The sequence below is a fragment of the Pseudohaemophilus paraphrohaemolyticus genome, assembly GCF_003253115.1.
GTDB lineage: Bacteria > Pseudomonadota > Gammaproteobacteria > Enterobacterales > Pasteurellaceae > Haemophilus_A > Haemophilus_A paraphrohaemolyticus_A.
On the sequence record NZ_QEQF01000007.1, the window covers coordinates 85,104 to 108,537 of the forward strand.

Consider the following 23,434-nt stretch of genomic DNA (forward strand, 5'->3'; position numbering starts at 1 on the left):
ACGTTATTTTATCAGAAAACCTATTATGTTTAATCGAATTAAAAATGAACTTCAAACCTTAGTACAACGAGGCTTAGACAACCATTTTCGTTTGGCGGTAACTGGGTTAAGCCGAAGCGGGAAAACCGCATTTATTACCAGCCTTGTCGATCAACTTTTGCACTATCAAACAGCGAACTTACCTCTGTTTCAGGCGGTAAAATCGGGGCAAATTGTTTCGGTCAAACGCATTGAACAGGGGGATTTAACCATTCCTCGTTTTGAATATGATAAAAGTCGTCAATGTTTAGAAGAAATACCCGCACATTGGTGCGATTCTACGCGTGGAATTAGTGAAATTCGCTTAGCTATTCGCTACAAACGCAAAGGGCTTTCTCGCCATTTGGCTGAAGAAAATACGCTCTATCTGGATATTTTTGACTACCCAGGTGAATGGCTACTGGATTTACCAATTTTAAATCAATCTTTTAAAGAATGGTGCGAAGCACAGAAATTAGTACACACTGGAAAACGTGCTGAGTTAGCGAAAGAATGGTTACAAGCGGTCGAAAATTTGGATCTTTTTACAAAAGCCGATGAAAACCAACTTGCAAATTTAAGTGAAAAATACACCGCTTATTTATTAGAATGCAAAGCAAACGGAATGCAGTATATTCAACCTGGACGATTTGTACTGCCTGATCAAAATATGCAGGGTGCACCTGTTCTACAATTCTTTCCATTATTAAATTTAACGGAAATGGATTGGCAAAAATTAGAAGAAGCAGATAAACATAGCACCTATAAAATGTTGGAAAAACGCTATTACCATTACCAGCAAAAAATAGTAAAACCGTTTTATGATCATTATTTTTCTCGTTTTGATCGTCAGGTAATTTTGGCTGATTGTTTAACGCCATTAAATCACGGATATGATGAATTTATGGAGATGAAAATCGGCTTGCAGCAATTGTTTAAACATTTTCATTATGGCACGAGAAATTTATTTTCTCGCCTTTTTTCCGCACATATTGATAAATTGCTATTTTTAGCGACCAAAGCCGATCATATTACGCCCGAGCAAATTCCAAACTTGGAAAGCTTAATGCGACAATTGGTTTTAGAGGGTGGAAATCATACCGCTTTTGAGGGTATTAAAGAGCTAGGCTATTATGCGATTTCAAGTATCAAAGCAACAGATGTAGTCAATGTGACCAAAGATGGACAATCTTTCAAAGCGGTAAAAGGCGTGCGTTCCAATAATTCATCGCAAGTGTCGGTCACTTATCCAGGTAGCGTACCGAGCCGTTTGCCGAATGCAAGTTATTGGCAATATAATCAGTTCGATTTTGACCAGTTTGAACCGAAACATATTGAATATGATGAGCCTATTCCACATTTACGAATGGATGCAGTACTACAGTTTTTATTGGCTGATATGTTAGATTAGGGTAAAATCAGTTTTATTTTTAACAAGAATTAAATTATGGCAAAGAAACCCAAAGTGGCTTCAAATACCATCGCATTAAATAAACGTGCTCGTCACGAATATTTTATCGAAGAAGAAATTGAAGCAGGCTTAGAATTACAAGGCTGGGAGGTTAAATCCCTGCGTGCAGGAAAAGCAAATATTGGCGATAGCTATGTGACTTTCCGCAATGGCGAAGCTTTTTTATTTGGGGCGACCATCACTCCATTAAACGTGGCGTCTACTCATATCGTGGTAGACCCAACACGCACCCGTAAATTGTTGCTCAAAAAACGTGAATTAGATTCGCTATTCGGTAAAGTAAATCGTGACGGAATGACCGTTGTGGCACTTTCTGTTTACTGGAAAGCCGCTTGGGCAAAAGTGAAAATCGGTGTGGCGAAAGGTAAAAAACTGCACGATAAACGTGAAGATATTAAAGATCGTGAGTGGCAAGTTGCAAAACAACGCATTATGAAAAACGCTGCTCGTGGCTAATTTTTAACAAAAGGAATATAAAATGATAGACCAAAACTTACTGCGTACTAACTTAGATGAAGTAGCAAACGCACTTAAAATCAAACGTAATTTTATTTTAGATGTTGAGCAGGTTAAAGCGTTAGAAGAAAAACGCAAAGTATTGCAAGTAAAAACAGAAACATTGCAAGCAGAACGTAATGCACGCTCAAAAAATATTGGTGCAGCAAAAGCGCGTGGCGAAGATATTTCTGCACTATTGGCGGAAGTAGACAATATGGGCAATGAGCTTAATGAAGCGAAAAAAGCCCTTGATGAAGTGCAAGTGGAAATTAAAGAGTTGCTTTTAAACGTACCAAATTTACCTGCAGAAGAAGTGCCATTAGGTAAAGACGATAGCGAAAACTTAGAAGTCGCTCGTTGGGGCACGCCGCGTCAATTTGATTTTGAAATTAAAGATCACGTAACATTAGGCGAAAATTTAGGCGGATTAGATTTTTGTGCTGGTGCAAAATTAACCGCAAGCCGTTTTGTGGTAATGAAAGGTAAATTAGCCCGCTTACACCGTGCGTTATCGCAATTTATGCTCGATTTACACACCGAACAACACGGTTATGTGGAAACAAACGTACCATTCTTAGTAAACCACGACAGCTTATTCGGCACAGGTCAATTGCCAAAATTTGGTGAAGATTTATTCCACACTCAACCATTAACAGGTCAAGATCCTAACGAAGTTCAACGCTCATTTAGCTTAATTCCAACCGCTGAAGTACCAGTGACGAACTTAGTACGCGATGAAATTATTGAAGAAGAAAAACTTCCGTTAAAATTGACCGCTCACACTCCTTGTTTCCGTTCAGAAGCGGGCTCTTACGGTCGCGATACTCGCGGTTTAATCCGTATGCACCAGTTCGAAAAAGTGGAAATGGTACAAATCGTTGCACCTGAAAAATCAATGGAAGCGTTAGAAGAATTGACTGGTCACGCAGAAAAAGTATTGCAACTTTTAAATCTTCCATACCGCAAAGTATTACTCTGCACGGGCGACATGGGCTTTGGTTCTTGTAAAACTTACGATTTAGAAGTGTGGTTACCTGCTCAAGATACTTACCGTGAAATCTCCTCTTGTTCAAATATGTGGGATTTCCAAGCTCGCCGTATGGCAGCTCGCTGCAAAGCGAAAAATGACAAGAAAACTCGTTTGGTTCACACCTTAAACGGCTCTGGTTTAGCGGTTGGTCGTACTTTAGTTGCAGTATTAGAAAACTATCAAAATGCTGACGGTTCAATCACTGTGCCAGAAGTGTTGCGTCCATATATGGGTGGAACAGAAGTGATTACAGCTTAATGTTGCTTTGAATAAACAAAAACACAGAAATTATTGAAATTTCTGTGTTGTTTCTTTTGTTTACTATGCGTGCCTACTATTTCTTTAAAATAAAAGTAACTAGCAATCTTTCCTATAAATCATATAGAAAAATACTACTCTGATACTGTTTTTTCTGCAACCTCTTCAAGTTGTTTCTGGATTTCTTGCTCTACTTCTTTTTCGTGAGCAGTTTTCTCTGCAAGCTCATCTGCTTCTGCAATCAATTTGGCAATGGCATTGCGGTAGGTAATTTCAAGCGTTTCACGGCTAGTAGCCATTACGCCTTGGTCGATTAAAAATCCATCATTCACGTCATACACCCAACCATGTATAGAAAGTTCTTTACCTTTATCCCAAGCGGTTTGAATAATGGAACTGCAGCCTAAGTTGTAAACCTGTTCGGCAACATTTAACCGTGTCAGCATATTGGCTCGATGTTCGTGAGATAACTTACCAAGCATATGTCCGTGCTTAAACCAAAGATCACGAATGTGTAGCAACCAGTTACTGATTAAGCCTAAATCTTGCACTGTGCCCATTGCGGCTTTGATGCCCCCGCAATTGGTATGTCCGCAAATAATAATGTGCTTGATGTTTAATACATCAACGGCATATTGCACCACAGAAAGGCAGTTAAGATCGGTGTGGATCACCATATTCGCTACATTACGATGCACAAAGAGTTCACCTGGCCCAAGACCCGTAAGTTTTTCGGCAGGCACCCGGCTGTCGGAACAGCCAATCCAAAGGTAGGTTGGGTTTTGATGTTCCGCAAGCTCTTTGAAATAGTCGGATTGTTCATCCTTCATCTGCGTTGCCCAGGCATGGTTGTTGGCAAACAGTTGTTCAATTGTTTTCATTTTTTCTCCTTTTATTGATGGTTAGAAAAGGCTGGTTTCTAAACGCAACGTACCTTTTTCCACAATAATCGCTTTACCAAATTTTTTTACTAATGCCTCTTTGGTTTTAGTTTCATCCAACGTATAAACGGGGGTATTGTTAAGTAAATTTGTTAATCCATCCATCAATACAGGCAAAAACATTTGCACATTATTTTTATATTTTTCAGGAGAAACTTCCCAGCTGAGTAAACGAACATCTTTTAAATAGAGAGCTCCTTTTTCTGGCTCTAAATAAGGCGTTGTGTCTAAATTCAGCTTAATTTGTGCCTCATGCTTTTTGCCACGAGCGGTCAGTACTCCATCTACGACACCTTGAATTTCGACTTTTTTCTTATTGGTTTGACCAATTTTTGTGGTTAAATCGTGCAATTGGTAATCGAGTTGCATCAAGCCTGGAATGCCTACGCTATCTGCAAGCGGAACTTTTTCAGCAAGACGCGTGTGTAAATAATCGTTAATCTCTTTCTCTGAAATGCTAAGCAAATTGGCGGAAGCAACTGCCACGAGACCTATGGCAATCATAAAAAATACCATGATTTTATAAATAAATTTCATACTTTCTCCTTTCTGTTGGCTGTTCAGAATAAAAACAGGTAAAATACTCACTTTTTAGAATGGCAGAAATATAGCAAGTTCTGCGAAATTAAGGAATTTTTAAATGAAAAAATTTGCGATTAGCGTGCTTTTAACTTGTTTATTGGCAGGCTGTAGTTTTTCTGGCGGAGTAAGTGCAGGCGGTGGCTCAAATGGCGTAGGCGTAGGGCTTGGTACGGGTATCCGTTTTTAGTTTACAAAATATTGACGGTTTTTGACCGCTTGTAACAATAGACTGTTTCTCTATTAAGGATTTTTATGAAGTATGAATTAAAAAAGACCAGTGGCAATGCTCGCCGAGGTCGATTAACTTTTGCTCGCCCGAAAGGGGAGTTCCACGTTGAAACCCCCGCATTTATGCCAGTCGGCACATACGGCACAGTAAAAGGGATGACGCCTGAAGAAGTGGAGGAAACAGGGGCGCAGATTTTGCTCGGTAACACCTTCCACTTATGGTTACGCCCAGGGCAAGAAATTATGAAAATGCACGGCGATCTGCACGATTTTATGCAGTGGCACGGTCCGATTTTAACTGACTCGGGCGGCTTCCAAGTGTTCAGCCTTGGCAAATTACGCAAAATTAAAGAAGAGGGGGTCACCTTCCAAAATCCAATCAATGGTGAAAAAATCTTCCTTTCACCTGAAAAATCGATAGAAATTCAGTACGATTTAGGTTCTGATATTGTGATGATTTTCGACGAATGTACGCCATATCCAGCTACTTTTGATTATGCGAAAAAATCGATGGAAATGTCGCTGCGTTGGGCAAAGCGCAGCCGTGATCGCTTCGATGAATTAGAAAACCCGCGTGCGTTGTTTGGTATTGTACAGGGTGGTACTTATGAAGAGTTGCGCAAAATTTCCGCTGAAGGTTTGGTCAATATAGGCTTTGATGGTTATGCAGTAGGTGGTTTAGCCGTGGGCGAACCGAAAGAAGAGATGCACCGCATTTTAGAATTTACCACGCCATTATTGCCAGCAGATAAACCGCGCTACTTAATGGGCGTGGGTAAGCCAGAAGATTTGGTAGAAGGGGTTCGCCGTGGGATCGATATGTTCGATTGCGTAATGCCAACTCGTAATGCCCGCAACGGACACTTGTTTGTGAGCGATGGTGTGGTGAAAATTCGCAATGCGAAATACAAAAGCGACACCAGTCCGCTTGATCCAGAGTGTGATTGCTACACCTGCAAAAACTATACCAAAGCCTATCTTTATCACTTAGATAAATGCGGCGAAATTTTGGGCTCACGTTTGAATACCATTCATAACTTGCGTTACTATCAACGCCTGATGGCACACATTCGCCAAGCGATTGATGAAGATCGTTTTGATGATTTTGTAGTGGAATTTTATGCTAAAATCGGCAAAGATGTACCGCCGATGCAAAAGGCTTAAGGTTATCCTCCTCTCTCTGACAAAATGACCAAATGTCATTTTGCCTGTCTCTCTCCCATAAGGGGAGAGAGTAAATTTCTTTTACTTTAGGAATTAATATGCAACAACTCCAATCTCAACAATTTGCCACTTGGGCCGAGCCGATTGAAATGCTTTATGCTTGCCATAGCAAAGTAAAACGCTTTTGCAAACAATTGCAAATTTTACCCGCTTATTTAGCAGAACACGGTGTGAATCAAGCGGTTAAAAATGATGTGCAACAAATTCTAAACTACTTTAACATTTCTGCTCCATTGCATCATGATGACGAAGAAAAAGATTTCTTTCCTGCCTTAGTTGAAGTTTACCCACAAGCACAAGAAAACATTGATCAATTAGAAAGCCAACACGAAACTTTGCATCAAAGTTGGGCAGATTTAGCGGTTCAATTAACCGAATTATTGGAAAACCAACGCACGCAAATTGATGAAGCACTCATCAAGCGGTTTGTTTCTGGTTACGATTTGCATATTCCACTTGAAGAACCTCTGTTCGAATTAGGTAAACAATATATTGCTCAAGAAACATTAACGGAAATGGGAAAAATTATGGCTGAACGCCGTAAGGTTTAAGAGGTGAAATTATGAATTTATTAAAATATGCTACAGCATTTTTTTTAATGATATTAACGCCTTCTGTAATTTCTACACCAAAATCAGATGTACCAGCAAAAAAGGATTCAACAGCGTCCATTCAAAAATCAGTTGAGCAGACGAAAAGTAATCCAACATTAGATGATGTTATTAAAATTAATGTAAAAGAGCGTGAAACAATTATTGATGCAAGCGGGCAGGCTTTATCTCAATTTCCTTATGAGGTAATCAACAAAGGCTCAAAACCGATTAAAAGTATTCAATGGCTTAGTATCTATACATATAATCGTGAAGTGATTTATAGCCAAGATATGCAATTGGAATTAGATAGTCCACTTCCGCCAAATCAAATGATTCCTATCAATTTACAAATACCATTTGGTAAAATTGATGAGAAATTTAGACCTATTTTCTTAAATACAAAAGAAACAATTAAAATTTATAAAATTGCGCGTATTATTGAATATAGTGATAATAAAATTATTTCAGAGGAATAAATAAAATAGCCGCTTATTTTAATGTTAAGCGGTTATTTTTTATATAACAATGCAAACTTATTCATTAGATCTAACAGGCTATCGTTGTCCAATGCCTTTATTAATAGCAAAGCAAACATTTATAAATTGTAGTAAGCCTTCTCAATTTTGCCTATTACTAAACATAGAAAGTTACATTGATATTAAACAACTATGTAAAAATTTAGCAATAGATATTTTAGATGAAAGTCAGAATAATCAGCAAATTAGAATGTTACTAAAAGTAAATAGGTAGCTATTTTTTAGTAACAATTTTTATCTATGATGGCTTTTTTATAATTTTTTAGCATAAAAAATAGTTTTCCATTCTTTCCTTTTCTTATCAATCTCCTCTAACATCTTTTTCATACAAACGATTACTTAACTATTTTTTAAACCATTATGGAAAACAATCATGAACTGGGAATATATTTGGCAAGCCTTGCCACGCTTCGTGGATGCGACCATGATGACACTTCATCTCGCCTTTTGGGGTGTTGTGTTATCGCTTATTATCGGCTTGTTCTGTGCGGTAATTATGACTTATAAAGTCAATGCATTGAGTTGGCTAGTGAAAGGCTATATCGAGCTTTCACGTAACACGCCTTTGCTTATTCAAGTATTTTTTCTTTATTTCGGCTTATCTAAAATTGGGATCAAGCTAGATGGTTTTACGTGCGGCGTAATTGGCTTAGCATTTTTGGGCGGTAGTTATATGGCAGAAGCAATTCGGGGTGGATTGGAAGCTGTATCTAAAGGGCAAATTGAGTCAGCACTCAGCATTGGGCTTACACCTTTTCAAGCATTTCGCTATGTAATTTTCCCTCAAGCCTTTGCCATTTCTACACCTGCGATTGGGGCAAACATGCTCTTTTTAATGAAAGAGACCTCGGTCATCAGTGCCGTTGCTGTCGCTGAGATAATGTTTATGGCAAAAGAGATTATCGGGATGGACTATAAAACCAATGAAGCTTTATTTTTACTGGTCGTTTTCTATCTCATTATTCTGTTACCAATGTCGATTTTTATCCGTTATTTAGAACGTCGCACACGGAGAGCAAAATATGGGGCTTAGTTTATTGTGGCAAGGTAACAATCTTGAGCGATTATTGAACGGCTTAGCCATTACCGCAGAAATTGCCTTTATTTCGGTCTTTTTTGCTTGCATTTTTGGTGTGGTTTTTGGTGTGGTAATGACCAGCAAAAACAAGCTCGTGCAAGCCATCAGTCATTTTTACTTAGAATTTGTCCGCATCATTCCATTGCTTGCTTTATTATTTATTACTTATTTCGGCGTGGCAAAATGGTTCGATGTGCACTTAAGCGGTATTACCGTTTGCATTATCGTTTTTATTTTCTGGGGCACGGCTGAAATGGGCGACTTGGTACGAGGTGCATTAACCTCCATTGAAAAGCATCAAGTGGAATCCGCTTATGCATTGGGGCTTACCAAACTACAAACTTTCCGCTACATTTTGCTACCGCAAAGTATTAAACGCGTCACCCCTAGTGCAATTAACCTTTTCACTCGTATGGTGAAAACCAGCTCGCTGGCAATGTTGATTGGTGTTTTGGAAGTCATCAAAGTAGGACAACAAATTATTGAAACTTCGCTCTTTACTGATCCAACGGCGGCATTATGGATTTACAGCGTGATTTTCGGGCTTTATTTTGTGATTTGTTACCCGTTGTCGTTGGTATCGAAGTTTTTAGAGAATAAGTGGGAATAAAAATGGCACTTTTAGAAATCAAAGATCTAATCAAAAACTACGGCGAAGTCACCGCACTTAAAGGCATTAACCTTTCTGTGGAAAAAGGAGAAGTGGTGGTTATCCTTGGCTCCTCTGGCTGTGGCAAAAGTACTTTTTTACGTTGCATTAACGGCTTAGAAGAGATTAAAAGCGGTCAAATTTTGCTAGAAAATTGCGGAAAGCTTGGCAAAGATATTTCTTGGACGAAAGCCCGCCAACGCATTGGGATGGTATTCCAAAGTTACGAACTTTTTGCTCATTTATCAGTAATTGACAATATTTTGCTTGGTCCGCTTAAAGTGCAAAATCGTGATCGAGCTGAAGTAGAAAAACAAGCCGATGAGTTGCTTAAACGTGTTGGGTTATACGAACGTAAAAATGCCTTTCCGCGTGAATTATCGGGTGGTCAAAAACAGCGGATTGCTATTGTTCGTACCCTTTGTATGAACCCTGAAGTGATTTTATTCGATGAAGTGACCGCAGCCCTTGATCCTGAAATGGTGCGCGAAGTATTAGATGTAATTTTAGGCTTGGCAAAAGAAGGATTGACAATGCTGATCGTCACTCACGAAATGAATTTTGCTCGTCAAGTTGCTAACCGCATTATTTTTATGGACAAAGGGCAGATCATTGAAGAAGCCAAACCAGAAGATTTCTTTACAAATCCGAGCACAGATCGGGCGAAAGCATTTCTTAATATTTTAAATTACGAACCGAGAGGAACAAACTATGAAGACAACATCTAAAACTTTCAAAAAAATCGGCGCATTCATCGCGGCTACAATTTTTGCCACAGGATTGACCGCTTGCAACGATAAAGATGAGCCAGTAGCACAAAAACCGACCTCAACCATTGAGCAGCTAAAACAAGCAGGCAAAGTACGTATTGGCGTATTCAGTGACAAACCGCCATTTGGTTATGTTGATGCCAATGGTAAAAGCCAAGGCTTTGATGTAGAAATTGCCAAAGCAATTACTAAAGATTTATTGGGAGATGAAAATAAAGTTGAATTTGTGCTCGTAGAAGCAGCAAACCGTGCGGAATACTTGGTTTCTAACAAAGTGGATATTATCCTTGCTAACTTTACCGTCACACCCGCACGAAAAGAGGTGGTTGATTTTGCTGATCCATATATGAAAGTGGCATTGGGTGTAGTGTCTAAAGATGGTAGCGTAATTACCGATGTAGAACAGCTTAAAGATAAAACCTTGTTATTAAACAAAGGCACAACGGCTGATGCTTATTTCACTAAAAACTATCCGAACATCAAAACCTTAAAATTCGAACAAAATACTGAAACTTTTGAGGCACTGCGTGATGGAAGAGGTGATGCACTTGCACACGATAACACCTTGCTCTTTGCGTGGGCAAAAGAAAACCCAGGCTTTACCGTGAGCATTAAAAATTTAGGTGATCAAGATACCATCGCCCCAGCTGTGAAAAAAGGCGACACTGAATTACTTAATTGGTTAAATGCAGAGATCCAAAAATTAGGTAAAGAAGGGGTGTTAAAACAAGCATACGATAAAACATTATTGCCTGTTTATGGTGATACTATTAGTGAGAAAGATGTGGTAGTTGAATATAAATAATTCCACAGAATGTAAAAAAGGTTGTTAGTTTTATCTAACAACCTTTTTTACATTAGTTAGAAGTATCAATCTCTTCAAACGATTTCACTAAATCATCAATCGCTTTCATTTGAGAAACGAAGGATTCTAATTTAGAAAGTGGAAGCGCAGATGGACCATCACATTTTGCGTTGTTTGGATCTGGATGTGCTTCTAAGAAAAGACCCGCCAAACCAATTGCCATACCAGCACGTGCAAGTTCAGTAACTTGATCACGACGACCACCAGAAGCTGCACCAAATGGATCGCGACATTGCAATGAGTGCGTCACATCAAAAATGACTGGGCAGCCTTTTGATACTTTCTTCATAATGTTGAAGCCGAGCATATCTACAACTAAATTATCGTAACCGAAGTTGGTACCACGGTCGCAAAGAATCACTTTATCATTGCCGCACTCTTTGATTTTTTCGACAATATTTCCCATTTGTCCTGGGCTTAAGAATTGTGGTTTTTTCACGTTAATTACTGCACCCGTGCGAGCCATCGCTTCAACTAAGTCAGTTTGACGCGCTAAAAAAGCGGGTAACTGAATCACATCCACTACTTCCGCAACTGGTTGGCATTGGTAGATTTCGTGCACATCGGTGATGATATTTACACCAAAAGTTTCTTTTAATTCTTGGAAGATTTTTAAGCCCTCTTCCATGCCAGGTCCACGATAAGAGTGAATTGAAGAGCGGTTCGCTTTATCGAAAGAGGCTTTAAATACGTAAGGTACGCTCAATTTTTGCGTTACTTCTACATATTTTTCACACACACGCATCGCCATATCGCGGCTTTCTAATACGTTCATTCCACCAAATAGGGTGAATGGTTTGTTGTTGGCAACTTCAACGCTGCCGACTTTTACGATTTTATCGGTCATCTTGATTCCTTAGTTAATAAAATTAGTGTAAAACCATCTCTTTGCTTTTTTGTTCCAGCTGTTTAATGTCCATTTTAATCATGCGTGCTGATGGATCATCTGGGCATTGGTCAATAAAGTAGCTCAAATCTTCATAAGCCGCTTGGAAACATTCCATTGTCGCAAAAATCATCCCACGATCGCGAATTTCATACGGATCATCAGGCGAAAAAATCAGGCGGAAGTTTATCATTTCTAGCACTTCTTGAAATTTTTTTTCTTTAGTTAATGCCATTTTAAACAGTGTTTCCACTCGTTCCAATAGCTCAAATGACTCAGCACGACGAATAAGCATTGGTGTGACTAAAAGCCCCGCCATCGGCTCACCATCCAACCATTTTTCTAAATCATCCATGCTTAAAAACTTACCATCGGCTGGATTGATAAAAAGCGTTTCTTGACGACCATCAGCGTGCGAGATTTCCGCCCGTAAAATAATTTGTGTTGGGAAGTTTACCGCAAACAGCGGAATACCGCATTTCGCCGCCAAATAAAGCAAAATAGCGGCAAAAGAAACCGGCATACCTTGCTTGGTTTGCAACACTTTATGCAGCAACAAATTATCGCTGTTGAAATAGTCGGTGTAGCGGTAAGAAAATTGCATTTGGTGGTAAATCACATCTAGTAGTTGATGTAATCTGTCGAGTTCATTATCAGCTGTAATGAGCGGTCTAACCTTCCGTACTAAAGCTGAAGCTCGTGCACTACGTTGGCGAGGCGTTACGCTTTCATCCACAATTCCGCCAATTCGGCTCATCTCTTCATATAAAAAAGTCTGCAGTTTTTCATCGCTTATCGTAATTTTCGGTAACTCCAGCTCTTGTAAAATTTCGTTAATAATATCGTCCATTTTATCCTTCTTTTTTACTCTTCTAGCTTTATTTCTCAGCCTTTGTAATGCGATCTAAATTGGCATAATCTTGGAATGTTTCAACCGCTTGCCACTGATTTTGGTGAAAAATATGTTGCACATTGAGTGCTTGTTGCCAACCGTGTTCTAAAAATAACGCCCCATTCGGTTTCAAATAAAGCGGTGCATTTTCGATAATCTTTTGCAAATCGCTTAAACCGTGATTATCTGCTACCAATGCGGTTAAAGGCTCAAACCGCACATCACCAATCTGCAAATTTTCATCTTCCTCATCAATATAAGGTGGGTTACTTACAATCAAATCGAACTGCTGATTTACTAATGTAGAAAACCAATCGCTTTGCTGAAAACGGGCATTTTCAATCTGCAACGTTTGTCGATTACTTTCTGCAAGTACTACCACTTCGGGCTTGAAATCGACACCTAACACTTGTGCTTTCTGCTTTAATTCGGAAGCTAGTGCCAGTGCAATAGCCCCTGTGCCTAAATCTAAAATTTGCAAACTTTCTTGATTTTCCAACCGCTTGTTTGCCCAACTTAATGCGACTTCGACCAATCGTTCCGTATCTGGGCGGGGAATCAAAGTATCAGACGACACTTTTAATGGCAACGACCAAAACTCTTTTTCGCCTAAAATATATGCCATCGGTTCACCTTTTGTGCGGCGTTCTAGCATCTGATTTAGCTGATTTTGTTCAGTTTCATTCAGCTCTGTTTCTCCAAACGCAAAAATTGCAGAACGCGAGCGTTTTGTCACCGCTTGTAACAGCAAATTCGCATCTAATTTCGCGTTCAGATAAGGATCTTGGCTTAATTTTTCGGTTAATAATTGGGTGGCATAAGTTAGCCAATCGGAATAAGTCATAAAAATTCACTCAATAAAGAATAGTGTTAGGATAGCACATTCACACCCAAATAAAAAACCTAGCACAAGGCTAGGTTATGTTTACTTCAATGTAATTTTTACTAGAATTTATTTATGTTGTCTCTTCTCTCTCCATCAACAATTCCAATCTTGCTGTATCCAAATCATTCTGCAAAAATTCTACTTGTGGCACATTTTGACCAGCTTTGCTGGAAAGCTGTTGGAAACGCTCAACTTTACCGAGCAAACCTTGTCGTCCAACAAGCGAAGTCACTGTTTGGTTGTATTGATTGTTTACCGTGTTGAGTGTGTTGCCCAGTTTGCTTAACCGCTCTGCAATGGTGCATACTTGATTGTAAATATCACCCGCTTTTTCGCTGATTTCACGGGCTTCGCTATTGCCTCGCTCAATTCGCCAAAGGTTTGCGACTGTGCGTAAAATCGGCATAAGAGTGGTGTAAGAAACTAAAATTACATTGCGTTCATAACCGAAATTGAAAAGCTGCTGATCGTGCTTCATTGCCTCAATGTATGCAGACTCAATTGGCACGAACATCAGCACAAAATCAGGGCTTTTTACGCCCAGCAACGAGCTGTAATTTTTTTTGGAAAGCCCATCAATATGTGCTCGCAACGAGCGGCAATGTTCATCAAAGGCTTGCAATACTTCGGCTTGATTCTCGGTACGAATGGCTTTGTCATACGCCACGAGTGAGACTTTGCTGTCAATAATCAAATGTTTGTTATCAGGCAGATGCAATACAAAATCGGGGGCAAAACGCTTACCCTCTTCATTACGGAAGTTCTCTTGTGCCACATAATGTTCATTCGCCAACAAGCCTGCTGATTGCAACGCACTTTCTAGCTGCACTTCACCCCAGTTGCCTGCAATTTTGTTGTTGCCTTTGAGAGCGGTAGCCAAGTTCTGTGCCTCTTCTGACATTGACACACCAATTTGCAACACGCGTTTAATCTCTGCTTCTAAATTCGCCGTGCCTTTGAGCGATTCGCTATGTACTTCATTCACCCGTTTTTGGAAACCCTCAATTTGTTCTTTAAACGGCTTGAGTAATGCATCTAATGAAGATTGGTTACTTTGGGCGAAAAGCTGGCTTTTCTCTTCTAAAATCTGCTGTGCTAGATGTTGAAATTCCACATTCAACTGCTGCTTTACCTGCACAAAATTACGTTGTTGCTCTTCAAAATTCGCCTGTTTTTCATTAAGCGTTGTACGTAATTCGGTCAGTTCATTTTGCGATTGGATAAACTGTCCATTCAAACGCTGGCACTCTTGCTCTTTTTGGTTCAAACGTTGATGGCTAAAAGCTAGTTGCTCTTCCAAGCTTTCCGCTTTTGCTTGCGATGCACCAATGCGTTCTTTCAACTCGTTGATGTAGCTCTCTTGTTGATCTTCTAACTGAGACGCCTGCTCAATTTTTGCTTGCAAGCGGTGGATTTCGCTCTCTTTTTCGCTAACCCGATTTTCGGCATTTTCAGAGCGAACTTTATATTGCACTGCCCATTGTTCTACCTGTGATTTTTCAGTCGCAAGCTGTTCTGTTTTTTGTGAAAGCTGAGTCAGTTGGGCTTTTTGCTCTTCGCTTTGTTGTAGCAATGCTTGGGCTTCGTTGGTTGAACGAGAATGTAAGAAAAAGAGAGTAATGGAGAGAAAGCTGAGTAAAATTAAGCTGATATAGAGCCAGATTGGATCGATTGTCATAGGTGCTAAATGTAGGGCAGACTTCAGTTCGCCGGTTAAAGAAATGAAACAGCGGACTGAAGTCCGCCTTACCAAATAAATGATGGAAAATTATAGATTTAACGCCTCACGCTGTGCTACAACTAACTGGTTAATTCCTTGTTTTGCAAGGTCTAATAAACGTAATAATTCGTCGTGTGAGAACGGCTCGCCTTCTGCGGTGCCTTGCACTTCCACCATTCTGCCATCTTCAACCATTACCACGTTCATATCGGTTTCCGCATTTGAATCTTCCACATATTCTAAATCACAAACCGCTTTTCCATCCACAATACCAACAGAAACCGCAGCGACTAAGCCTTTAAGTGGGCTGGTTTTAAGCGTACCATTTTCGATTAAGTGAGCAATGGCATCGTGTAGTGCTACACAAGCACCAGTGATGGAAGCAGTACGTGTGCCGCCATCAGCTTGAATCACATCACAATCTACGGTAATGGTGCGTTCGCCAAGGGCTTTTAAATCAACCACTGCACGTAAAGAACGAGCGATTAAACGCTGAATTTCCATCGTTCTGCCTGTCTGTTTGCCTTTTGCGGCTTCACGTTGGGTTCGAGAATGGGTCGCACGTGGAAGCATTCCATATTCTGCGGTTACCCAGCCTTGTTGTTGCCCTTTTAAGAAACGCGGCACGGTTTCTTCAATGGTCGCATTGCAAAGCACTTTGGTTTCGCCAAATTCAATTAACACGGAGCCTTCAGCATATTTGGTATAGTGGCGGGTAATTTTTACACGGCGGATTTGATTTAATTCGCGATTATTTGGACGCATAGTTTTTCTTTCCTTCTACTAAAATTCTTGGCTATTTTACAGTACAATAAGCTAATTTTCATTATAAAACAGGACAATCAAGATGATTTATAGTATGACCGCCTTTGCCCATTTAGAAATTAAAAAAGAGTGGGGCAATGCAGTATGGGAAATTCGCTCTGTCAATCAACGCTTTTTAGAAACCTATTTCCGTCTGCCTGAGGCTTTCCGCCAGTTAGAAATGGGCTTGCGTGAACGCCTGCGCAGTGCCCTTACTCGCGGTAAAGTGGAATGTAGCTTACGCGTTGAATTGGATCAAGCCGAAAATAAAACTATCGCATTAAATACCGACTATGCAGAGAAAGTTATCGCTTCGCTTAAAACCTTGCAAGGCATTGCGGGGAAAGGGGAGATCAACTTGGTGGATGTGCTACGTTACCCAGGTGTGGTCGATGCACAAAGCCAAGATTTAGACCAAATTTCGCAAGATTTATTAGCAGGGTTTGAGCACATTTTAACTGATTTTATTGCAATGCGTGGGCGTGAAGGAGCAAACTTACAATCGATTATCCAGCAACGTTTAGACAATATAGCTGAGATTGCACAAGGTGTGCAACAACAGATGCCAGAAGTGTTGCAATGGCAAAAAGATCGTCTACAACAACGCTTTGATGAGCTTAATTTGCAACTCGATCCGCAACGTTTAGAGCAAGAAATGGTACTTACTGCACAGCGTGTTGATGTAGCCGAAGAATTAGACCGCTTGCAATTGCACGTGAAAGAGACCAGCTCTATTCTCAAAAAAGGTGGGGCTGTTGGGCGTAAATTAGATTTTATGATGCAAGAATTGAACCGTGAATCCAACACGCTTGCTTCAAAATCGATCAATGCCGACATTACCAATTCAGCGGTGGAATTGAAAGTGCTTATTGAGCAAATGCGTGAGCAAATTCAGAATTTGGAATAGCTTGAAAAAAGGACGTTAAAATGAAATGCGAATGTAACCAAATCAGCAAAATTCATCCCGATCTTTGCGTATTACTTGATCAATATCGCTTGATTGAAATTGCAGGCGTGGATGCGGAAAAATATCTGCAAGGACAATTAACGTGCGATGTGGCAAAGCTTGAAGTAGGAAGCCACACGCTAACCTGCCATTGTGATCCTAAAGGAAAAATGAGTGCCTTATTCCGCTTATATCGAGCCAGTCAAGAGCAATTTTTTGTGATTATGCATCAAGATCTATTGCCTGAAGCCTTAACTCAGCTCAAAAAATATGCGGTGTTCTCAAAAGTAACTTTCACTGAATTAGATACTCCGCTTTATGGCGTAACAAGTGGTGAGATTTTAGCAACACTTCACGAAAATTCGACCGCTTTGGTGCTCCCGCAAGGGCAAAAACGAGCGATTGTTTGGGGCGAAAATGTAGAAACAAATGGTTCGGCAAAACTTTGGGATCTGATAGATATTCAAGATGGCTTACCGATTTTGTTTAAAGAGAACCAGTTTGAACTGATCCCGCAAGCAGCAAATTTACAAGCGATCGAAAATGCGATTTCCTTTACCAAAGGTTGTTACATCGGGCAAGAAACCGTGGCTCGTGCTAGATATCGTGGAGCCAATAAACGTGCGATGTTTACGTTAGTTGGCAATGTTGAAAGAGAAATCGAGCTGCCAGAAATTGCTTCGAGTATTGAAATGCAACTCGGCGAAAACTGGCGTGCGACGGGGACAATTCTTTCTGCTGTGCATTACCAAGGTAAATTGTGGCTGCAAGTGGTAATGAACAAAGATGTGGAACAAGAGGCGAATTTCCGCGTGAATGGTATTGCGTTGCAGATTTGTGAATTGCCGTATTCGTTAGAAGAATAACGTACAATTTGTTACTTTAACGGCCGCTTATGCTCGGATTATTATGCGGTCGTTTTTGTTGCATATAGAAAATAGTGTTATTCAAATTGATCTGAAAAATAATTGAAAATTTTTATAAAATTGCTATTTTCGTGCAACTTTTTTATACAATGTTTATTAAATTTTATCGTGGTAACTATGGAACAGACAAAAACTCAAGATCCTTATGCAAAATATAATGCGCAAACAAATGCAATCAGTAAGCTGATTTTTATGAGTCGTTGGTTGCAATTGCCTATTTATTTAGGATTGATTGCAGCACAAGGTATTTATGCTTATAAATTTATGAAATTGCTTTGGGAGCTTATTACAAATATCAATGTAATGGATTCCAACACCATTATGTTGGCAGTGCTTAATCTGATTGATGTAGTAATGATTGCTAACTTATTAGTTATGGTAACGATTGGGGGATATGAAATCTTTGTTTCTAAGCTTCGCACTCGAAATCACCCAGATCAACCTGAATGGCTTAGCCATGTTAATGCGACTGTGCTGAAAGTGAAACTTTCTATGTCAATTATTAGCATTTCATCTATTCATATGCTTCAAACTTTTGTAAATGCAAATAATATGCCTGAAAAAACGATGATGTGGCAGTTGTTTTTACACCTCGGCTTTTTAGCCTCGGCAATTGCATTGGCTTATACGGATAAAATCCTTTATAGTACCAGTCACAAAACACACTAGTTAGACTCACTGAATTAAAAAGCTACTTCCGATACTGACTCGGAGTGATGCCATAAGCGGTTTTAAACGCTTTACTAAAATGCGCCTCCGATTGATAGCCAATTTCTAATGCCACTTCTAGCACACTTTTTGGGGTTTGTTTGAGCAAATAAGCCCCTTGTTGCAATCGAATTTGATTGAGAAATTTCTTTGGAGGCATCTGCATTTTTTGTTGAAAAACACGGCAGAAATTAGCACGAGACATCAATGCAAGCTCGGCTAATTGTTCAATATTCCACTCTGCTTGTGGCTCATTTAACATCTTAATCAGCACATGGCTAAGCCGTTTATCTTCAAAGGCTGCTAGCAAGCCTGATTCAACCCATCCCATCTGCAATGCGTGGCGTAAAATATAGATAAAAAGCACATTCGCTAATGCATCAATTACTGATTTTGAGCCTTGATTTGTTTCATTTGCTTCTTTAAGAAAAAGCTGAAGCAGTGGCTGAACAGGTGTTTCAGGCAGATGAAAATGCAAATACTCGGGTAAGGCATCAATTAAAAGCGATTCTTTTTGATATAAAAATAGCCCACAGAACATTTTGAGATCAGGAGATTTTTGCCCGATTTGACGAAGTTCAAATAAACCTTGCGAGGTGGTAATAGCGGTCGATTTTGTGGAAACTTTTGCAGAGCTATGCATTCGGTGTGGGCAGTTTTTGGGTAAGAAAAACAGATCGCCGGCTTGCAAATGAAAGGTTTTATCCGCCAAAGTTAGCCAGCATTCGCCTTGTTCGATAATATGAAAAATGCCTTCATCTTGGACGGTATTCACATTGTGTTCTACTCGCCAATCGCCTTGAAATAAACAACGAATATTAATTTTACCTTGCACTTGTGCAAGCTGAGTGAGTTTATCTAAATAATCCATGAGAAATTTCCATTTTGAGATTTTTACGAAAACAGTTGAGATGATTTGACAATTATCATAGCTCATTTTTCTTATAATGCACACATCAGTTAAACATACATCATCATAAATTTAAGGAGAAATATTATGTTTGCAGATTGGAAAAATGACGTAGCACATGTGAAAAAATCTTTTGGTGGCTTAGGTAAAAAATATCCAAAAATGTTACAAGCCTATCAAGCATTAGGCTCTGCGGCGGCAGAAGGCAATGTGTTAGATCCGAAAACACGTGAATTAATTGCCTTAGCTGTTGCGGTAACTACTCGTTGTGAAAGTTGTATTGGCGTGCACGCTGAAGAAGCAGTGAAAGCGGGGGCGACAGAAGATGAAGTCGCTGCAGCACTTGCCATGTCTATCGCATTAAATGCGGGTGCAGCTTACACTTATTCACTACGTGCGTTGGAAGCATATAACGTACAAAAAGGCTAATTTAGATTTAAAGTAAACCAAAGCTAGTTTTGAACAGATTTCAAAGCTAGCTTTTTTTATATTATTCGATAAAAATTTTACAAATTTTATTCTTCTGTAACATTTGTTTATTTTAGTTTAAATATCTAATTTTGATTTAAAAACTAGAATCAAGTTCTAATATAACTTCCATTTCACGCATTTTTACTCTCTTTAATAGTTTTAAATCCTAAAAACGCTATCTAAAAGACTATGTTTTATTAAAAATTTAAATTAAAATCGCCAAGACTTTAATTTATATAATGTAGGACTTTTTATGACACAACAAATCGAAGAATGCTCAACTTGGGTTTCAAAGTTTAAGGTACTTGGGCCTGGTATCCTAATGGCATCTGCTGCAGTTGGTGGTTCGCATATCGTGGCATCAACTCAAGCTGGCGCAATCTATGGTTGGCAACTTGCAATCATCATTATTTTAGCGAACCTTTTCAAATATCCTTTCTTCCGTTTCGGCGTGCAATATACGCTTAGTTCGAACAAAACCTTGCTTGAAGGTTATCAAGAAAAAGGTGGCATCTACTTAGTTGTTTTCTTTATCTTGAATGTGATCGCCACAATGATTAACACCGCTGCGGTGGGTATTGTGACAGCGGCCATTCTCAAATTTATTATTTCTGCGTTAGGATTGAACTGGGACATCAGCATTCCAACTGCAAGTATCATTATTATTGCAGGCACACTAGGCATTCTTTTACTTGGTCAATACAAATTTTTAGACCGCTTGTCTAAGCTTATTATGATCGCCTTAACAATTTCAACGGTTTCTGCGGTAGTTATTGCTGCATCAAAAGGTGGTGTACAAGTTGCACCTGATTTTATTGAACCGTCACCGTGGAATTTGGCTTCTCTTGGCTTTATTGTTGCATTGATGGGGTGGATGCCTGCCCCTATTGAGATTTCAGCAATCAACTCAATGTGGGTGGTCGCAAAACGCCGTTTAAGCAAAGTAAGCTACCAAGACGGTATTTTAGACTTCAACATCGGCTTTATCGGCACAGCGATTTTAGCGATTGTTTTCTTAGCACTCGGTGCATTGGTGCAATATGGTTCTGGTGAAGTGGTTGAACAAGCGGGTGTAAAATATATTGCACAGCTTATCAAAATGTATGCCTTTGCTATTGGCGATTGGTCTAAATTACTCATTGCATTGATTGCCTTTATGTGTATGTTCGGCACAACCATTACCGTAATCGACGGCTATTCACGTGCAAACAACGAAGCATTGCGTATTTTATTAGGCAGAAAAGAGAGTTCAGTGGCAAGCTTAAATATTTGGATGACAGCCGCTTCAGCCATCGGCATTATCATCATTCTCTTTTTTATGAGCGATGTAGCAAAATTACTTTCATTTGCGATGATCTGTTCTTTCGTTTCCACACCAATTTTTGGTTGGTTAAACTTCTCCCTGGTTTTAAAAGGTGAACATCGCGTGAAGGGCGGCTTGTTCTGGTTGGCCGTTGTTGGTTTAACTTACTTAACTGGCTTTACGCTACTCTTTATTGCGTATGAGTTTGGTTGGATTTAATCTAAAATAAATGTATAGGTCGTATGAGAATACGCCCTTTTTTATGAGTAAAAATCATGTTATTGTCATCACGCCATAGATTACAATGGAGTGTTGTGAGGAGTTTTAAAACTAAAGCATTTGATAAATTTGCACGTAAGCATCATATTCAAGATGCCTAACTCGTGGAAGCTATTTTCAGAGCTGAAGAGGGATTAATTGATGCTGATTTAGTTGGAAATATCTTAAAACAACGTATAGCTAGAAAAGGGCAAGGGCTTTTTGGTGGTTTTTGATCTTTTATATTTTATCGAATTAATGAAAATAGCTACTTTGTTGCAGGAATCAGCAAAATAATATGAAAAATTAACCGCTTTACGAATTCAATCTCAAGTAAAGAAAGGTTATTTTATTGAAATTTTACAGTAGGATACCTATGAGTGAGCTTCTATTTACGATCCATGAAAATACTACTGATTTATATAAATCAGGTTTGATGGATAAAAAATAATGAGAAAATTTGATGATCTCTGCTTAACTCCCGTGCAAGCTTTATCTCCAGACGAAATCAAAGCCATTCGCGAAAAAGAACAAGTATCGCAAAGTATTTTTGCACATTATCTGAACGTGAGCAAAAATATGATTTCTGAATGGGAGCGAGGCGTTAAAAAAACGAGTGGTACAGCATTGAAATTCCCCAGCCTTGTATAACATAAAGGCATTGAAGTTATCGCATAACACAATAGGCAGACGAAAATCTGTCTATTCTTTTTATAGCCAAAAGCGTGTGATCTAGTTCACATTTTTCGACATTTCTATTACATCTTTTCTAAAAATCCTCTCTATAATTAAAGCTGATACACCATACTTGATTAACTGAACAATTCATAAAAAGGAGTGATTATGAAAACATTAGGCGAATTTATTATTGAGAAACAAGCGGAATATCCACAAGCAAAAGGTGAGCTAAGTGGCATTCTTTCTTCTATCCGCTTGGCAGCAAAATTTATCCACCGCGAAATTAACCACGCAGGCTTGAGTAAAGATATTTTAGGTGTTGCAGGCTCAGAAAATATTCAAGGTGAAGCCCAAATGAAATTGGATGTCTTTGCCAACGAAACAATGAAAAAAGCCCTTATTGCACGTGAAGAAGTGGCAGGATTTGCTTCTGAAGAAGATGACACTTTCATCTCATTTGATACTGAACGTTCTCGTAATGCAAAATATATTTTAATGACCGATCCACTTGATGGTTCATCCAATATTGATGTGAACGTCTCTGTGGGAACGATCTTCTCTATCTATAAACGCGTTTCTCCAATTGGCACACCTGTTACGATGGAAGATTTCTTGCAAGAGGGAAGAAAGCAGGTTGCCGCGGGTTATATTACCTATGGCTCATCTACAATGCTGGTTTACACTACAGGCAACGGTGTGAACGGCTTTACTTACGAACCATCGCTTGGCTTGTTTATTCTTTCTCATCCAGATATGCAAATGCCAGAAAAAGGGAAATATTACTCTATTAACGAAGGGCAATATGTCACTTTCCCGCAAGGGGTGAAACGCTTTATTAAATATTGCCAAGAAAGCGACGAAGCAAGTAAACGCCCATACTCTTCTCGCTATATCGGCTCATTGGTTTCTGATTTCCACCGTAATTTGCTTAAAGGCGGAATTTACATCTACCCAACTTCAACCGTCTATCCAAACGGTAAATTACGTTTGCTTTATGAAGGTAACCCAATCGCATTCTTAGCCGAACAGGCTGGTGGTTTGGCAACTGATGGCATCAACCCTATTTTAGACATCAAACCAACCACGCTACACCAACGTGTGCCGTTCTTTACAGGTTCAAAAGAGATGGTTGAGAAAGCGGTTGAATTTATGCAGGAATTTTCAGAATAGATTTGCAAATTAATCATAAAAAACAATCGCTTGTTATTTTAAAAATATTGAAATACTTTTAAAGAAATATTTTTTAAAAGTATTTTTTATTTAGTAAAAAAATAGTAAAAGAATAAATCTCATAGAGATAGATTA

28 protein-coding genes are annotated in these 23,434 nt (G+C 39.2%); 20 read left to right on the forward strand and 8 right to left on the reverse strand.

Annotated features, from left to right (window positions below; translation table 11 throughout):
• Nucleotides 1-25 precede the first annotated feature (25 nt).
• The 3 genes from DPV92_RS07600 to serS are packed head-to-tail and all read left to right on the forward strand — an operon-like array spanning nucleotide 26 to nucleotide 3,275.
• Entirely contained in the window at nucleotides 26-1,429 is a 1,404-nt protein-coding gene (locus DPV92_RS07600; RefSeq protein ID WP_111354348.1) for a YcjX family GTP-binding protein, read from the forward strand.
• Between the two features lie 33 nt (nucleotides 1,430-1,462).
• Nucleotides 1,463-1,945 (forward strand): SsrA-binding protein SmpB, encoded by a 483-nt coding sequence (gene smpB, locus DPV92_RS07605; protein ID WP_225791975.1) that lies wholly within the window; start codon nucleotides 1,463-1,465, stop codon nucleotides 1,943-1,945.
• Between the two features lie 22 nt (nucleotides 1,946-1,967).
• Nucleotides 1,968-3,275, forward strand: coding sequence for a serine--tRNA ligase (gene serS, locus DPV92_RS07610; protein WP_111354350.1), 1,308 nt, complete (start codon nucleotides 1,968-1,970; stop codon nucleotides 3,273-3,275).
• A gap of 134 nt (nucleotides 3,276-3,409) precedes the next feature.
• On the opposite strand, the gene can is transcribed toward serS, so the two are convergent.
• Complete coding sequence (can, locus tag DPV92_RS07615; protein WP_111354351.1) at nucleotides 3,410-4,156, reverse strand: carbonate dehydratase; 747 nt, start codon at nucleotides 4,154-4,156, stop codon at nucleotides 3,410-3,412.
• A 21-nt stretch (nucleotides 4,157-4,177) separates the two neighbouring features.
• The gene (locus DPV92_RS07620; RefSeq protein WP_111354352.1) at nucleotides 4,178-4,753 is read right to left on the reverse strand and encodes a DUF1439 domain-containing protein; all 576 of its coding nucleotides are present in this window, start codon (nucleotides 4,751-4,753) and stop codon (nucleotides 4,178-4,180) included.
• A 103-nt stretch (nucleotides 4,754-4,856) separates the two neighbouring features.
• Between DPV92_RS07620 and DPV92_RS09980 the strand changes: the two genes are divergently transcribed.
• The 9 genes from DPV92_RS09980 (at nucleotide 4,857) to DPV92_RS07660 (ending at nucleotide 10,681) form a co-directional block, all read left to right on the forward strand.
• Nucleotides 4,857-4,985: a hypothetical protein gene (locus DPV92_RS09980; RefSeq protein ID WP_263969932.1), complete on the forward strand. Its 129-nt coding sequence runs from the start codon at nucleotides 4,857-4,859 to the stop codon at nucleotides 4,983-4,985.
• A gap of 65 nt (nucleotides 4,986-5,050) precedes the next feature.
• Entirely contained in the window at nucleotides 5,051-6,190 is a 1,140-nt protein-coding gene (gene tgt, locus DPV92_RS07625; RefSeq protein WP_111354353.1) for a tRNA guanosine(34) transglycosylase Tgt, read from the forward strand.
• A 98-nt stretch (nucleotides 6,191-6,288) separates the two neighbouring features.
• Nucleotides 6,289-6,801 carry a hemerythrin domain-containing protein gene (locus DPV92_RS07630; protein ID WP_111354354.1) on the forward strand — a complete coding sequence of 171 codons (513 nt, stop codon included), beginning with the start codon at nucleotides 6,289-6,291 and terminating at the stop codon, nucleotides 6,799-6,801.
• 11 nt (nucleotides 6,802-6,812) lie between these two features.
• Nucleotides 6,813-7,319 carry a hypothetical protein gene (locus DPV92_RS07635; protein ID WP_111354355.1) on the forward strand — a complete coding sequence of 169 codons (507 nt, stop codon included), beginning with the start codon at nucleotides 6,813-6,815 and terminating at the stop codon, nucleotides 7,317-7,319.
• A 49-nt stretch (nucleotides 7,320-7,368) separates the two neighbouring features.
• Entirely contained in the window at nucleotides 7,369-7,593 is a 225-nt protein-coding gene (locus tag DPV92_RS10075; RefSeq protein WP_111354356.1) for a sulfurtransferase TusA family protein, read from the forward strand.
• A 159-nt stretch (nucleotides 7,594-7,752) separates the two neighbouring features.
• Nucleotides 7,753-8,412, forward strand: coding sequence for an amino acid ABC transporter permease (locus DPV92_RS07645; protein WP_111354357.1), 660 nt, complete (start codon nucleotides 7,753-7,755; stop codon nucleotides 8,410-8,412).
• Nucleotides 8,402-9,067, forward strand: a complete 666-nt coding sequence (locus DPV92_RS07650; protein ID WP_111354358.1) for an amino acid ABC transporter permease — start codon at nucleotides 8,402-8,404, stop codon at nucleotides 9,065-9,067. Before DPV92_RS07645 ends, DPV92_RS07650 begins: the two co-directional genes overlap by 11 nt.
• Before the next feature lie 2 nt (nucleotides 9,068-9,069).
• The gene (locus DPV92_RS07655; protein WP_111354359.1) at nucleotides 9,070-9,834 is read left to right on the forward strand and encodes an amino acid ABC transporter ATP-binding protein; all 765 of its coding nucleotides are present in this window, start codon (nucleotides 9,070-9,072) and stop codon (nucleotides 9,832-9,834) included.
• Nucleotides 9,818-10,681 carry a cysteine ABC transporter substrate-binding protein gene (locus tag DPV92_RS07660; protein ID WP_111354360.1) on the forward strand — a complete coding sequence of 288 codons (864 nt, stop codon included), beginning with the start codon at nucleotides 9,818-9,820 and terminating at the stop codon, nucleotides 10,679-10,681. The genes DPV92_RS07655 and DPV92_RS07660 overlap by 17 nt, the downstream gene beginning before the upstream one ends.
• Before the next feature lie 52 nt (nucleotides 10,682-10,733).
• Here DPV92_RS07660 and kdsA read toward each other — a convergent pair whose 3' ends face one another.
• From kdsA to rph, 5 genes are all read right to left on the reverse strand, one after another.
• A complete protein-coding gene (gene kdsA / locus DPV92_RS07665) occupies nucleotides 10,734-11,588 on the reverse strand; it encodes a 3-deoxy-8-phosphooctulonate synthase (protein WP_111354361.1) in 855 nt (284 codons plus the stop codon).
• A 22-nt stretch (nucleotides 11,589-11,610) separates the two neighbouring features.
• A complete protein-coding gene (locus tag DPV92_RS07670) occupies nucleotides 11,611-12,477 on the reverse strand; it encodes a SirB1 family protein (protein ID WP_111354362.1) in 867 nt (288 codons plus the stop codon).
• A 28-nt stretch (nucleotides 12,478-12,505) separates the two neighbouring features.
• A complete protein-coding gene (gene prmC / locus DPV92_RS07675) occupies nucleotides 12,506-13,363 on the reverse strand; it encodes a peptide chain release factor N(5)-glutamine methyltransferase (RefSeq protein ID WP_111354363.1) in 858 nt (285 codons plus the stop codon).
• A 112-nt stretch (nucleotides 13,364-13,475) separates the two neighbouring features.
• On the reverse strand, nucleotides 13,476-15,083 hold the full coding sequence (gene rmuC, locus DPV92_RS07680) for a DNA recombination protein RmuC (protein WP_111354364.1): 1,608 nt from the start codon (nucleotides 15,081-15,083) through the stop codon (nucleotides 13,476-13,478).
• A 90-nt stretch (nucleotides 15,084-15,173) separates the two neighbouring features.
• Complete coding sequence (gene rph / locus DPV92_RS07685) at nucleotides 15,174-15,890, reverse strand: ribonuclease PH (protein ID WP_111354365.1); 717 nt, start codon at nucleotides 15,888-15,890, stop codon at nucleotides 15,174-15,176.
• A gap of 82 nt (nucleotides 15,891-15,972) precedes the next feature.
• Here rph and DPV92_RS07690 point away from each other — a divergent pair, with 82 nt between their 5' ends.
• From DPV92_RS07690 to DPV92_RS07700, 3 genes are all read left to right on the forward strand, one after another.
• The gene (locus DPV92_RS07690; RefSeq protein WP_111354366.1) at nucleotides 15,973-16,836 is read left to right on the forward strand and encodes a YicC/YloC family endoribonuclease; all 864 of its coding nucleotides are present in this window, start codon (nucleotides 15,973-15,975) and stop codon (nucleotides 16,834-16,836) included.
• A 20-nt stretch (nucleotides 16,837-16,856) separates the two neighbouring features.
• Entirely contained in the window at nucleotides 16,857-17,741 is an 885-nt protein-coding gene (ygfZ, locus tag DPV92_RS07695; RefSeq protein ID WP_111354367.1) for a CAF17-like 4Fe-4S cluster assembly/insertion protein YgfZ, read from the forward strand.
• A 177-nt stretch (nucleotides 17,742-17,918) separates the two neighbouring features.
• Entirely contained in the window at nucleotides 17,919-18,470 is a 552-nt protein-coding gene (locus DPV92_RS07700) for a TIGR00645 family protein (protein ID WP_111354368.1), read from the forward strand.
• A 22-nt stretch (nucleotides 18,471-18,492) separates the two neighbouring features.
• On the opposite strand, the gene DPV92_RS07705 is transcribed toward DPV92_RS07700, so the two are convergent.
• Nucleotides 18,493-19,380 (reverse strand): AraC family transcriptional regulator, encoded by an 888-nt coding sequence (locus DPV92_RS07705; protein ID WP_111354369.1) that lies wholly within the window; start codon nucleotides 19,378-19,380, stop codon nucleotides 18,493-18,495.
• Nucleotides 19,381-19,506: 126 nt separating this feature from the next.
• Here DPV92_RS07705 and DPV92_RS07710 point away from each other — a divergent pair, with 126 nt between their 5' ends.
• The 5 genes from DPV92_RS07710 (at nucleotide 19,507) to fbp (ending at nucleotide 23,299) form a co-directional block, all read left to right on the forward strand.
• Nucleotides 19,507-19,848 (forward strand): carboxymuconolactone decarboxylase family protein, encoded by a 342-nt coding sequence (locus DPV92_RS07710; RefSeq protein ID WP_005709289.1) that lies wholly within the window; start codon nucleotides 19,507-19,509, stop codon nucleotides 19,846-19,848.
• A gap of 295 nt (nucleotides 19,849-20,143) precedes the next feature.
• On the forward strand, nucleotides 20,144-21,412 hold the full coding sequence (locus tag DPV92_RS07715; RefSeq protein WP_111354370.1) for an NRAMP family divalent metal transporter: 1,269 nt from the start codon (nucleotides 20,144-20,146) through the stop codon (nucleotides 21,410-21,412).
• 164 nt (nucleotides 21,413-21,576) lie between these two features.
• On the forward strand, nucleotides 21,577-21,687 hold the full coding sequence (locus tag DPV92_RS09940; RefSeq protein WP_225791974.1) for a type II toxin-antitoxin system RelE/ParE family toxin: 111 nt from the start codon (nucleotides 21,577-21,579) through the stop codon (nucleotides 21,685-21,687).
• A gap of 214 nt (nucleotides 21,688-21,901) precedes the next feature.
• Nucleotides 21,902-22,102, forward strand: coding sequence for a helix-turn-helix domain-containing protein (locus DPV92_RS07725; RefSeq protein WP_111354371.1), 201 nt, complete (start codon nucleotides 21,902-21,904; stop codon nucleotides 22,100-22,102).
• Nucleotides 22,103-22,294: 192 nt separating this feature from the next.
• Nucleotides 22,295-23,299: a class 1 fructose-bisphosphatase gene (gene fbp, locus DPV92_RS07730; protein WP_111354372.1), complete on the forward strand. Its 1,005-nt coding sequence runs from the start codon at nucleotides 22,295-22,297 to the stop codon at nucleotides 23,297-23,299.
• Nucleotides 23,300-23,434: the final 135 nt, after the last annotated feature.